Raw genomic sequence first — 14,061 nt, 5'->3', positions numbered from 1 at the left:
CACTAGTTCTATGATCCTGCACATTGAATTCACTCTTAGGATCTAACCATAAAGGTCTACACGAATTACGCTACCACCCGATAGCCATGCCATCTCCCCTGGGGTCTGCTGCGCCGCTGATCATGCCATCTTCACGGATGACGATCCCTTGCGATTGCCCCATAATGCCGTCCCACGGCGCTCTGGCTTCGACGTTATGCCCCCATTGGGCAAGCGTGTCACATACGTCGTCATGATAACGGTTCTCCACTCGCATTATGTCGTCTTCTTCGCCCCAGGTGCGCCCATACACCCAACGCGGCAGACCGATCGCTTCCTGAATGTTCAGACCATAGTCCAGCACACCGGTAAGAACCGATAACTGTGTCTGGGGTTGGCCTTCTCCACCTTGCGTGCCCACAAGCATATAAGGTTTTCCGTTACGAGTGACAAGACCCGGCATCAGTGTGTGGAAAGAGCGTTTATTCGGCTCCAGCACATTGGCGTCCTTCGGATCAAGTGAGAAAAAGGAACCGCGATTTTGCATGATTACACCCGTATCCCCAGGCACATAGGCTGCGCCAAAATCAAAATACAGGCTTTGAATAAATGAAACGGCATTGCCTTCATTATCCACAATCGCAGCATAAGCGGTATCCTGCCCCATCGTTTTGGACAGAAAAGGCTGTGCCACAGGCGGAGCAGACTGAATCTCATTCCACAATTCATCTCCATATACCTTGGATAACAGATGGTTTAATGGAATATCCCTGAATTCCGGATCTGTGAGATAACGGTCACGATCGCGAAAAGCTTTTTTCACGACTTCAGCCATCAGGTGGTAGAACTCGGGGGACGTACGGGCCACAGAGGACAGGTTAATATGCTCCAGCATATTAAGCATCATCAGCATCGAGAAACCCTGGGAGTTAGGGGGCATCTGGTGAATTTCATAACCACGGTAGTTCGTGCTGACCGGCTTCACCCACTCCCCTTTGTGACTCGCAAAATCCGCTGGTGCAAGCATGCCGCCATCTTCACGAATAGCCGATGTCAGTTGATCGGCAAGCTCTCCTGTATAAAAAGTATCCCTTCCTCCCGCCTGAATAAGGCGAATAGATCCGGCTAAGTCCGGTTGTAGGAGCAGCTCCCCTTCCTGCAAAAGTGTACCAAAAGGGGCAAATACCGCTCGCAGCGGCGTATGCCCCATAATGAAATCCTCATCCCGTTCCAGCCACAGTCGCAGATTCCGGGATACAGGGCATCCCTTTTCTGCATACTGCGCTGCAGGTTCAAGCAGCTGTTCCCATTTCAATTTGCCATAGCGAGACCATACCTCCCACCATGCATCCACCATTCCCGGAACGGTTATGGCACTCAACACACCCCGCTGAGGAATGGAACTCATGCCCATCGCTTTGAATGTATCGGCATGAATTCCCGCAGCTGAACGACCACTGCCGTTGTAGGCGGTTATATCACCACTTGTTCCATCGTGGATCAAGAAGAACGAATCGCCGCCAAGCCCTGTCATGTGTGGGTACACCACACCTAGTGCTGCACTAACCGCAACCGCTGCATCATAAGCGTTACCACCCTGGTGGAGAATTGAACTTCCAACCGCACTCGCTAAATAATGAGGAGAGGTAACCATCACCTCTCTGGATATCGGCATCTGGTTCAACATAAGACGCCCTCCTTCCCGGCGTATACATCCAACGCTGCCTGCACCGCCTCACCCGCTGGTAATGCGTGGCGGTGACGAAGCAGAACAGCTTCCAGTGCCCCAAGCACATGCAGTACATTTTTCCGCTGACAACTGAATCCCATCGTACCAATGCGCCAAATCTTGCTTTTCAGTGGTCCAAATGAACTGGCAATCTCAATACTGAAATCGTTCAGAAGCATGCTTCGTACCGACTCACCATCCACACCGTCTGGAATTTGGATACAAGTGACCACCGGAAGTTTACTGGACAACTCTCCATACAATTGCAGTCCCATACCCTGAATCCCCGCGACCAGCGCTCGTTCATTGATCCGATGTCTCTGAAAACGGGCCTCAAGCCCTTCCTGAAGCAGAATACGCAACCCTTCGTGAAGACCGTAGAGCATGGAGGTGGCCTCCGTATGATGGTTCAACCGTGCCGAACTCCAGTAATCCTGCAATTGGCTTAGGTCAAAATAATTGCTGGCAATCGTACAACCTTCGGCTCTAGCACTTGTCGTGTCCCGAAGCCCACGTTCGACGGTTTTACGGCCTATCAGTTTCTTCTCTACACGGCTGTTATATGTTAATGGCGCCATCCCGGACGGAACGGACAAACATTTCTGCGTACCTCCCATCACCGCATCCAGATGCCAGGCATCCGTCTCGACAGGTGTACCTCCGATTGTGGCAACTGCATCAACCACGAGTAAAATATCGAGTTCACGGCAGGCTTTGCCAATCTCGGCAAGAGGCTGCATTTGCCCGGTTGATGTCTCACCATGAACCATCGCGACCAGACTCGGCTTATGGGCATGAATGGCTTTAATTACCTCTTCGGGATCAAATACCGTTCCCCACTCTGTTTCGAAAAAGATAACCTCGGCACCACATCGCTCCGATATTTCCACAAGCAAATGCCCGAAACGTCCATAGATCGGCACAAGCACCTTGTCTCCCGGCTGGATCAGACTGACCAGCACAGCTTCAATACCGGAACGGGATGTGCCATCGACCGGATAACACCACTCATTATCTGTCATGTATAGTTCACGCAGCATCGCCATCGTCTCATTCATCAGGGAAGTGAATTCTGGATCAAACTGCCCCAGAATCGGGAAGGATAATGCCCTCAGAACTCTAGGGTCGACTTCAACTGGCCCCGGTGTCATGATCGTCCGCAAGGAAGGGGACAATTCTTTATAGTTGGACATCTTCACTCAACTCCCGTAACCGTATTTATAGAGTAGCTGGACCAGAACCCGGAAACCTTTCATCAGGTCCTCTTCAGCTGTATATTCAAGGGGATTATGGCTAATGCCATCCTGGCTGGGTACAAAGATCATCGCTGTAGGACATGTCGGCTGAAAGATCTGGGAATCATGGCCTGCGCCGCTTGGCATGTACATATAGGAGAGTTGTTCGCCTTCACAGATATCACGAATGTCTGCGATAATCTGTTCATTCATCGGAATAGGCGTGACAGACAAGTGTTCTTCCCAGTTCAGTCCAAGTTGCTGCTCGGCTGCAATCCGGCTAAAGCTCTGAAGCATGTCTTGCCAGCATCGGTCAATGCTCTCTTGCCTGATGTGCCGGATATCCAGTGAGAATACCGCTTGCGAAGCAACAACGTTGCCGACGCCCGGAGCAGCTGTTATTCGTCCCACGGTCGCTACAAGCCGTTCTCCCGCTTCCAGCGCAATGCTTCTTACGGCTGTGATCATCTCGGCTGCACCTGCAAGTGCATCCTTGCGCCAGGACATCGGTGTCGTCCCTGCATGATTGGCTTCGCCACTTACGGTGATACTAAAACGTTTCTGGCCGACAATATCCGTTACGATACCTATGGAATGTCCCAACCGTTCCAGGACCTGGCCCTGTTCGATGTGAAGTTCGATAAAGGTGCCGTATTTTTTCGCTGCGGGTTTATATTTACGGTCTAATCCAAAACCTGCATCCCGTATCGCCTCTGCAAAGGTGATCCCCTCTTGATCCTTCAAATGCTGGACTTCTTCCAGTCCGGTTACACCCGTTATACTCCGCGATCCCCAATAAGCGAAAGGGAATCGGCTGCCTTCTTCTTCACAGAGCGATACCACCTGAAGTGTTCGTTTCGGTGCCCCGAATTGAGTTTGCAGATACTCCAGTGCAAGCACTCCCGCAGCTACCCCATATGCGCCGTCATACTTTCCACCATGGACGACCGTATCAATATGGGACCCTGTAACAATCGGCGCCTCTTCCATACCTGTTCCTTTTCCCGCCCCCGTACCGGGCAGCGTGCCATACAGGTTGCCCGATTGATCAAATTCAGGAGCCAACCCTTTCTCCTTCATTTTTGCCGCAAGTGCATGCTGTGCTTCACACCATGCTTGGTCATACAACAAACGTGTCACACCCCCCTGGGCATCAGCTCCATAAGTGGACAACCAGTCAAGAAAAGCTTGCAGCTCCACCTGCTCCAATTGCGGCAAAGGCTGGATGGGATCTTCCGTACCCGACGTTGTATGTACTTCAAAGTCCGTCATGATATTCCCTCCGTTCCTTCCTCTACAGCTTGAACAGATGAGTTGGTATGGACAAACCGTCCGATGGGCTCATCAGATAATCCTGTTTTTGAGCTGTATACTCGCCCGCCCCGACAGAACACGTCTGCAATGCTGGAGGAAAACGTGCGCCCTACATAGGGACTCTGCTTATGTGTGTAGAGCAGCTCATCCGTATTCAAAGTAGTACTCTTCTCCCAATCAATCAGTACCAGATCCGCATCCTTGCCGATGGCGATTTCACCTTTGCTCTCCAGTCCAAGCCTTCTGGCAGGTTGCAAAGACAGAACTCTTCCGAGCAACGGAAGGGCTATATTTCGCTGGAGATGCCCTTCTTCCAACATAAGCAGCAGCGTGCTTTGCGCCCCGGAGATGCCACCCCAGATGTCGAAGAAATTATCCGATTGTTTCATCGATGGCGGACAAGGAGAATGATCGGAGGCGATAATATCAATCAGGCCTGCTTCGAGCGCATCCCATAACTGATCTTGCTCCGTCTGACTCCGCAATGGCGGTGCACATTTGGCTACGGCCCCCAGCCGAACAACATCTTGATCAGTCAGAGTCAGGTAATGCGGACATGTTTCCGAAGTTACATCCTGTCCGCGCTGTTTCGCCTCTGCAATCAGATCAAGCGCTTCCCGTGTACTGATATGAACAAAATGCAGTGCACATCCGGTCTGCTCCCCATATTGCAGCGCTTGGGACACCGCCCGAACTTCTGCTTCTGCTGGACGAGATTGCACGTAATCCATCGGTCCGGTTCGTCCAACTGCGATACTTCTGGACCCCAGTTCGCCAACCATTACTTCGTCTTCGGCATGAAGCGCCAACACGCGGTTTAGCTTTGCAATTTCATACATTCCATTCAAAAGTGTATCGTCATCGGCTCTCGCGAAGATATCTTCCCCTTCTCCGCCGGGTTCGGACATAAATGCCTTGAATCCGGCCGCCCCCATATGGGCCAATGGAGCAAGCTCAGCCCGATTGCCGGGAACAAGTCCTCCCCAGAACGCATAATCAACATAGGATTGACCTTCGGCTGCTTTCATTTTCAGATCCCACGCATCCGGTCTAATTGTTGGGGGGACACTATTGAGCGGCATATCGACATACGTGGTAATTCCGCCAGCAGCCAGTGATGCTGATCCCGACTTGAATCCCTCCCAACTCGCGAGTCCAGGTTCATTAAAGTGAACATGAATGTCCACCGCCCCCGGCATCACGGTAACCCCCTTTGCTTCTATGATTTCAGTGTCTTCATCACCCACCAGCTGTGAGGACAAAGCTGTTATTTTTTCACCTGTAATCCCAATATCCAGTTCTTCGACGCTATCTCTCAATACAACCCGGGCCCCCCGGATGATCGTATCTAATCTTGTCATATGGATGACCCTCCTCTGATCAGCACCGGATTCATGTATTTCAGCTTCCCCGATATGTACTGTAACCTCCTGGAGCAATCAATAAAGGAATGTGGTAGTGGCTTGCAGTATCGGATACGGCAAAACGAATTGGTACAACCGTCCATAACGCCTGCCCCAGTTCCTCAAGAGATCGCTCCGCGTAATAACCCTCAACGTTGAATTGAAGCTCATATACCGCTTGCTCAAGCTTCCCACTGTCCAGCAATGGGGCGTCCAGACGTCCATCGCTATTCGTCACCGATTCAGCAACTTTCCTTTTGGATTCCTTCTCGCCGTCCCTGTGCAATACATAGAGTTCAATCCGCACGCCTACAGCCGGTACACCCTTGGATGTATCCAGCACATGCGTAGTGATCCGTCCTCCAGCCACCGACATCATGCCTCCCCTTCTTTCTTCGAGCGACTACTGTCAGCCTCTAGATCGTCCCTTGTCATCGAGAAGCCCTGGAATCCATAAGGAGGTCTGGGCTCGGTAAATACTTTGCCTTCTCCTTCTTTCACTTCATCCAGCACCATCTCCCAAGTCCGATTATTGGACTCGAAGGAAACTTCACTGAGCTGTCCAAATCGCTTCAAAAGCCTTAATCCAATCTGATAAATCAGATGTTGAATGGAGGCGGAACGAATTGCATGGAACACGGCAGCAGCTACATCTCTTACCTGCTCCGCTGCTACATAACGCCCGCGCTGATCGTCCATGCCATCTCTCGGGTCCTCGTAACGCCAATTGATATTTAGGAAAATGAACAGTGGACGGTCCCATGTCTCGGGTAAGGAGGTGTACTCATCCTTGACGAACCCGGCAAATTCACTGCCTTTGACCTTAATAAGCCTGATATCTGCGACACCACTGAAATGATTGCTCAGCTCAACCTGATTTCCTTTTCGCTGCGCTTCAATTGCAGCCGTCGCCCGCTCATTCTGGGAACAACGGAATACCAGCTCGCTTGCACGAAAGCCCCCCTGCCCGCCAACAGGTACATCTTCAAAAGGAATCTGATCTGCCGTCATCTGGACCTTGGTCATCTGAGGATATGTTTCCAGAAAACGCCTGCTGATGGCAGCGAGAAAGCCTTCAACGGTAGCTCCTCCGTAATCCGCAGCGTGTTTCAAAATAAAATTCTTCATTGAATCCGTCGCAACGACACGGGAATTATCTCCTTCGATAAAAGAAGGCAGAAATTCGTCGCCTTGAACGGCTACTTTAATGTTCAATCCGAACAGGATATTATTGCGTCCGGTAAATGAAGATTCCGGGATGGACTGGATGCCAGTCAATGGTTTGACGTATGAACGATACATCCATACATCCCCTTTCCCGTAAAACATGGTCCGCTGCTTCACTTCGAATGGCATAAACTCAAATTTATGTTCATGTTCATGACCCACCTGCACCAGCCATTGCTCCAATCGAATAGAAGCGATCTTGAATACTTCTTTCAGAGCGGTATGGAATTCTTCCTCCTTGCCTCGCTGATTGCGTTGCCGCATGGACTCCAGGATCGACTGAGCTGTGTGCCCTTTCACGGCCAATATAAAAGGAAAGCCGAATTGGCTTGTATATTCCTGGTTTAATTTGCTAAATTCGTTATATTGCTCCGGTGAGAGTGAATTAAGCCCTGCACCCGCCTGTTCTTGCACGGAATTGTTACTCATGCTGATTCGCGCTCCGAGATCCGGGTGATTGCACAGCAACTGCAATTTCATCTTTTCATCGGATGTCTGAACTACGTCCTTCATTACATTCATCATGTGTTCAAATGAGGCAAATGGCCGTGAAGGCCAGGAACGCTCTGCTACCCAGGGTGATTCTTCGAACAGTCCGCCAAACGTATGCACGAACTGTGTGATAGACCAGCTGTTAACGAGTTTAATGAAGTCGGTCATGTTAGAACCTCCGGTCTTTTGTAGATTGTTGTTCTTCATTCTAAGTGTCGCTCTGCACAGCGGCAACAATAATCACGCAATTTTGTAATATAACATAACATCAGAGATGTGATTTGTTTGCAATGCACGGGATTTGATTACTCTAATGCAATAAAAACCTAAAAAAACCGCATTCCCTCAAGGGAAATACGGTTTTATCTAACTTGGCTGTTTCATTGTTATGCTGCACAACACTTGTTCAGGATACTGATGATCATCCTAAAAGATATAAGTATACGGGCCCGCCGTCAGATTAATGCTGCTGCGAATGCGGTTTTGCCGATGGTTGGTCACGAACAAACTTACGGAAGGTGAACACCAGCTTTAATTTCAGCAGATCATTCGTCTTCTTAAAGTCCATTTGCAGCAAACTTCCGACCTTCTCCATCCGATAGGTAACGGTGTTCCGATGCACAAACAGTTGCTTCGCAGCTTCGTTAATGAGTCCATCATTCTCGATAAAAGATTCCAGCGTGTTCATGAGCACCTGATTGGGATCACCATCCCTGGCCAATAATGGCTCAAGTACTTTGTTGCAGTAATTTTCCATGATGTTATCCGGTACATGTTGGAATACATAGGCAAATTCCAACATCTCGAACTGGAGAGCCCGATCCTTCATGCCGAATCGACGAGCCAATTGACGGGTATCCAGGCATTCCTGATAAGCTTCTCGCAACGATTTTGGCTCATGCTTCATTTTGCTGATCCAGAACCGCGGAGCAGGTTCCCCCTTAGCTTCCTGAGCCGCAAGAACATCACCGAACCGATTCAGCAGGAAAGCTGATAACTCCTCTCCATAATCCCGTCCCGTTGGACAGGTATAGATGGACAAAATGCCATCTTCGATCTGAAAATGCTGTGAGGCTGTGAACTGCATCAGCGGATTGTACTGCAACTCACGGTGGATCTGCTTCAGCAGTTTTCCTTCGGCAAAAACAGACGGTTCCAATGTGATCAACACGCACTGATAGGTCCCCTGAAACAGGTGAACACCTTTATTCTCGCTGAGCCTGGATAGTTCATCTACCGTCATTTTGTTATCCAGATACTGGGTTAGCAGCGTACGCATCTCATCCTGAACGGTCGGGTTAATGTGTTCCCGATAGGTCATATCCATATAGAATGCCAGAACATCCGCAGCCTGCTGGAATAATTCTTCCTCCGCTCTAAGAGACAGGGCCGCGTCTGTAAAGACGAGCAAAAAACCGTATTCTTCATCATTCTGCTTGATGGGCACCCGGTGGCAACTACCCTGATTCCACTTCACCCGGTGCATGACGGATTTCCAGGGCCAACCCTGTACAACCGCGTCTCCGGCGATACCATCGCTTCCATAGAGCACATGTCCTCGAGAGCCAATCACCGTAAGCGGGTAATTCAAAACAGTGGCAAGTTCGGCAAATACATTCCGATGCTGTTGTTGCAGTGCAAACTGCATCAATTTTTTCTGTTTCTGTACTACCTCATGGAGCAACCGATTGCTGCGTTCATGTTCGGCCTTGAACAACGCATTCATCTGGTCGGAAAACGTAAATTGAAACGGCAGCTCGAGCAGGGGCATCCTCAGTCGATCCGCTTCCTCAATGATTCCTTGCGGAATGGACTGCCAGAAGCGGCCCAATTTAATGCCAAGTCCGGCACAACCGCGTTCATTCAGGCGGCGCATCAAACGGAGTGCATCCGTCTCGTTATCTTTCATAATAAACGCTGTTGTAAACAGCAATTCTCCGGATTTGATCCAATCCGCTATATCTGGAGCGTCCATGACGTTAACGGATTTCATCATCCGCGAAGTCCCTTCCCCACCCGCAACCAGTCTGGCCTCAGACAATGGATATACCTTTAAAGCCTCTTTAACTGTAAGCTGCATGGACATTACCTCCCATATATATAACACTTATAGCGGTTTTCTTGGACACAACCAAGGATTTACACTTATTTTCGTCCATATTTTGAAATCCACTTGGAATGTTGTTAAGTATTATAACATCATTTCGTTTTTTAAAGCTTACATGAGAAAAAAATAAAACCTATGACACCATTGCAGCAATCATTGCGCAACTGGCATAGGTTTCAATTTTAGTTTCAATATGGTTTATCCAGGTACTGAAGATCAGATTCCCAATGTTTCATGACTCAGCCATAATTTCATTCGGGACAGTACCTCTTTCATATTCAGCGGTTTGCTAATATAATCCGAGGCTCCTGCTGCTATACATTTGTCACGATCTTCTTTCATAGCCTTCGCAGTTAGAGCTATAATGGGGAGCTGCTTGAGACTCAATCTCTCACGGATCTGGCGAGTAGTTTCATACCCATCCAGCTCTGGCATCATGATGTCCATCATAATAATATCCGGCTTCGCCTCCCCACGTTCCAGCATCTCCAGACATTCGTATCCATTCTGAGCTGTGATCACATTCATGCCATATTGTTCAAGGGCGTTCGCCAAGGCGTATACATTTCGAATATCGTCGTCCACCACAAGCACTTGACGCCCGTTCAGTAACGATTCTTCCAGTGGAGTCAGCAATGTCTCGACGTTTGTTGAAGTCAATTCTGAAGTATTAGTTGTTTCAGGAGCCGTGACTGCAACCTCGTTCAAGAACAATCTGGAAGTCTGCATAACCTCTGGCTCTTCCGTTCTCAGCGGGAGGAACAGGGTAAAAACACTTCCCTGTCCCTCACGGCTTGTGGCCGAGATGGATCCGCCCAACAGATTGGCAAGGGATTGGGAGATCGACAGTCCCAGTCCGGTTCCACCATATTTTCGGGCCGTAGCTCCGTCTGCCTGCTTGAACGCATCAAAGATCTGTAACAGTTTGTTGTCAGCAATGCCAATTCCCGTATCACTAACCGAGAAGGCAATAGCATCCCTCTCCATCCTGTTCCCTTCAGGACTGGCCAGACTCACTCTGGAGATCGTTAATGCCACTTCACCTTCATTGGTAAACTTGAATGCATTGGAGAGCAAATTCCGCAAAATCTGGTGTAACCGCATCTCGTCAGAAACAATCGTTTCCGGCAAAGGGCTTTGAAGCTGAATCCGGAAGTCAATTCCTTTTTGTTCAGCCGTTTTCAGGAAATATTGATTCATCACTTCGGGCAGACTTTCAAGATACACATCATCAAAATCCACTTCCATCTCCCCGGCTTCCACTTTGGAAAGGTCGAGAATGTCGTTAATCAGGTTGAGCAAGTCCTTGCCTGATGCATGGATCACCGAAGCATATTTCTGCTCTTCACTGTTTAAGTGCTGATGCTTGTTCTTAGCCAAAATCTCGGATAAAATCAGCATACTGTTGAGCGGAGTACGCAGTTCATGCGACATATTCGCGAGAAATTCAGACTTGTAACCGGAACTGGTCCGCAGCTGATCCGCTACTTTGGCGAGCTCCCCGGCAGAAGTTTCTGCCGCATTTTTCTGTATTTCCAAACGCTCGTTCAGTATATGCAGTTCTTCAGTCTGCATATGTAACTCTTCCGTCTGAGATACCATCTCTTCGGTTTGAAGCTGAAGTTTTTCAGATTGTGCCTGCAATTCTTCATTGAGTACCTGAGACTCATCATATAATTGCTGCAATTCCATGCGGGTAGCAGTCGAATGCAGGGAGACACTGAAAATTTCAATCAATTCGCCAAGCATCTTCATATCATTCTCCTGCAATGATTTCATAGAGGCGAGTTCAATCACAGCAATTGTTTTACCTTCAAATATGACTGGAGCAACCGTTACCGACGTAGCTGTTGTATGTCCAAGACCTGAGGAAATGCGAATATAGTTTTGCGGCAGGTCATTCATACACAAAATCCGTTTCTCGATAGCACTTTGACCGACAAGGCCTTCACCGGGTGCGATTGATACTTTACCAAGTGAACGTTCGTTTTCTCCATCAGCCGCATATGCCGCAATACGAATCAGTCGATTATCCTTCCAGTAATATAAGACGCTATAAGGAATTTCCAACAGAATTGCGATTTGATTCAGGAACAGCCGTGACAGCCCCTCCAAATGATTTGGATTTTGCAGCAGAGTGGCTATATCGGCAATCTTGCTTTTCAATCGGTTCTGTTCCTGGACCGTATCAAGCAAGTTATTGGTCTCTCGCCCAAGATCACCTACTTCATCATGTGTTCGTACATGAATCCGCTGCGTTAGATTCCCCCCTCTGGATATATCAGTGATCGTGTGCATTACGTCTCGTAAAGTTTTAACAATATTACTTGATACAACAAAGGCTGCCGTAATGGACAATGCAGCAATAATTCCCCATAATGTGTACATGATTGTAAGTAACGCGGAACTTCGTGAAGCCAGTTCGTTTACCCTCGTTTCGGTCAGAGCAATCTCTGTGGTCCGAAAGGCATCAAGCTGAGACCTCAACAAATCCATTTCATTTTTGCCTGGATCGGATTGAAAAAACGCAATGACCTTCGCTTGATCCCCTTGTTTCTTCAGTTCCACCAACGGTTCTCCAGCAATTTCAATCCACCGTGTAATATGTGTTTTGATGTTTTGCAAACTCCGCTGCTGAGAAGGATTGTCACTTATTAATGCAAATAACTGGTCATAGTTGTAGTTCCACTGCGCAAGCCCCTGTCTGTACGGCTCCAGGTAGCTTTCATCCCCTGTAATCATGTATCCACGCTGTCCTGTTTCCATGTCCAGCACATTTTTCTCAATCGTGTTGGTCAGGTTGTGCACTTCAAGGTCGTGGTGGCTGATAAAATCATTTTCTTTCTGCAATACATTGATTTGAGCTGATAGAATCAGTAAGACGGCACCAAATAGCAGCACCACCATAAGATAGCCCAATAGAATTTTGGAGCGTATCGTAAATCTTCTCTTTTTCGACAACGCTGAAACCTCCAATGAAATAAACAATTCCCAAACCTAGCAAAGAGTGCATCTGTAGTTTATACGTATATGTATAGTCTGACAAGCATTTATATGGTCATTGTTCCAATCCAAAGACGACCTGCTCGGGGCAGGTCGTCTTCTTAAGGATTACGATGTTTTCAATCCGAATGAATTAGGCTTTCGGAGCTATCATTTTCGCTGGATCAACATACTGATCGAATTGCTCTTCCGTAAGCAGACCTGTCTGCAATGTTGCTTCTTTCAGAGACAACCCTTCCTTATGCGCGAGCTTGGCAATTTTGGCTGCATTCTCATAACCGATGTGGGGATTGAGAGCCGTAACCAGCATAAGCGAATTATTCAGATTGTGTTCAATCTGGCTGAGGTTAGGTTCAATGCCGACTGCACATTTATCATTAAATGCAACGATGGAATCCGCAAGAAGCTGAACCGATTGCAGGAAGTTATAGATAATAACCGGTTTGAACACATTCAACTCGAAGTTACCCTGACTTGCCGCGAAGCCGATCGCTGCGTCGTTCCCCATCACTTGCGTAACGACCATGGTCATCGCCTCGCTCTGGGTTGGATTCACTTTACCTGGCATAATGGAGCTACCCGGTTCGTTCTCCGGAATCCGGATCTCTCCTAAACCACTGCGTGGGCCACTCGCGAGCCAGCGTACATCATTGGCAATTTTCATCAAGTCAGCTGCAAGCGCTTTAACGGCGCCGTGAGCATAAACGACTTCATCATGGCTCGTAAGGGCGTGGAATTTATTTGGAGCGGATACAAAATCCTTACCTGTATGTTTACCAATCTCCTTGGCTGTATAATCACCAAAGTCGGGATGTGCATTGATTCCGGTTCCAACAGCCGTACCACCGATTGCCAGTTCCTTCATATACTGAACACTATCCCGGATCATGCGTTCACTCTTGTCGAGCATCGCTTCCCAACCGCTGATCTCTTGACCAAGCGTAATTGGAGTCGCATCCTGAAGATGAGTACGGCCAATTTTGATAATATCCTTAAAGGCTTCCGACTTGTCTGCAAAAGTAGCTTTCAGCACCGCAATTGCCGGCAAGAGCTGATCTTCAACCGCGAGCACACCCGCAACATGCAGAGCGGTTGGAAATGTATCATTCGAGCTCTGAGACATGTTGACATCATCATTCGGATGCAGACGTTCTTCCTTGCCCTTTTGTTCAAGCAACTGGTTACCCAGATTGGCAATGACCTCGTTCACGTTCATGTTGGACTGTGTTCCGCTACCCGTCTGCCATACCACGAGCGGGAAATGATCATCAATCCGGCCAGCAATAATTTCATCAGCGGCATAAGCGATCGCATCTGATTTGGCAGCCGATAGTTTACCCAATTTATGATTGCTTGCAGCAGCGCTTTTTTTCAAAATGGCAAGAGCACGTACGACTTCCATCGGCATATGCTCGCGACCAATCGGAAAGTTCTCCTTGCTGCGCTGCGTTTGAGCTCCCCACAGCCTGTCGGCTGGTACTTTCATTTCACCTAACGTATCTCTCTCAATGCGGTATTCCACTTGCTTCTCCTCCTCCAAAAAGATGGTTTGTGTCTCTACAAAATACGCAT

At 48.5% G+C, this 14,061-nt stretch carries 9 protein-coding genes; all 9 read right to left on the bottom strand.

Going from position 1 to position 14,061, the window contains the following annotated elements; all coding sequences use genetic code 11:
• Positions 1–70: 70 nt before the first annotated feature.
• The 9 genes from ggt to fumC all read right to left on the bottom strand — a co-directional run bounded on the left by ggt (position 71) and on the right by fumC (position 14,011).
• The gene (gene ggt, locus JNUCC31_RS32285) at positions 71–1,666 is read right to left on the bottom strand and encodes a gamma-glutamyltransferase (RefSeq protein ID WP_192267351.1); all 1,596 of its coding nucleotides are present in this window, start codon (positions 1,664–1,666) and stop codon (positions 71–73) included.
• Entirely contained in the window at positions 1,660–2,901 is a 1,242-nt protein-coding gene (locus tag JNUCC31_RS32280) for a pyridoxal-phosphate-dependent aminotransferase family protein (RefSeq protein WP_192267350.1), read from the bottom strand. The genes ggt and JNUCC31_RS32280 overlap by 7 nt, the downstream gene beginning before the upstream one ends.
• 6 nt (positions 2,902–2,907) lie before the next feature.
• Entirely contained in the window at positions 2,908–4,215 is a 1,308-nt protein-coding gene (locus JNUCC31_RS32275; RefSeq protein WP_192267349.1) for a Zn-dependent hydrolase, read from the bottom strand.
• Positions 4,212–5,618: an allantoinase AllB gene (gene allB / locus JNUCC31_RS32270; protein ID WP_192267348.1), complete on the bottom strand. Its 1,407-nt coding sequence runs from the start codon at positions 5,616–5,618 to the stop codon at positions 4,212–4,214. The genes JNUCC31_RS32275 and allB overlap by 4 nt, the downstream gene beginning before the upstream one ends.
• Positions 5,619–5,658: 40 nt before the next feature.
• Complete coding sequence (gene uraH, locus JNUCC31_RS32265; protein WP_323374355.1) at positions 5,659–6,039, bottom strand: hydroxyisourate hydrolase; 381 nt, start codon at positions 6,037–6,039, stop codon at positions 5,659–5,661.
• The gene (gene pucL / locus JNUCC31_RS32260) at positions 6,036–7,547 is read right to left on the bottom strand and encodes a factor-independent urate hydroxylase (protein ID WP_192267347.1); all 1,512 of its coding nucleotides are present in this window, start codon (positions 7,545–7,547) and stop codon (positions 6,036–6,038) included. The genes uraH and pucL overlap by 4 nt, the downstream gene beginning before the upstream one ends.
• A gap of 292 nt (positions 7,548–7,839) precedes the next feature.
• Positions 7,840–9,459, bottom strand: a complete 1,620-nt coding sequence (locus tag JNUCC31_RS32255; protein ID WP_192267346.1) for a PucR family transcriptional regulator — start codon at positions 9,457–9,459, stop codon at positions 7,840–7,842.
• 243 nt (positions 9,460–9,702) lie between these two features.
• Positions 9,703–12,447, bottom strand: a complete 2,745-nt coding sequence (locus JNUCC31_RS32250; RefSeq protein WP_228469361.1) for a CHASE3 domain-containing protein — start codon at positions 12,445–12,447, stop codon at positions 9,703–9,705.
• Positions 12,448–12,622: 175 nt separating this feature from the next.
• Positions 12,623–14,011 (bottom strand): class II fumarate hydratase, encoded by a 1,389-nt coding sequence (gene fumC / locus JNUCC31_RS32245; RefSeq protein ID WP_192267345.1) that lies wholly within the window; start codon positions 14,009–14,011, stop codon positions 12,623–12,625.
• Between the last annotated feature and the right edge of the window lie 50 nt (positions 14,012–14,061).

It is taken from the genome of Paenibacillus sp. JNUCC-31, assembly GCF_014844075.1.
Taxonomy (GTDB): domain Bacteria; phylum Bacillota; class Bacilli; order Paenibacillales; family Paenibacillaceae; genus Paenibacillus.
Note: the sequence above shows the minus strand (reverse complement) of the source record. Positions and strands in the feature narration are given on the sequence as shown.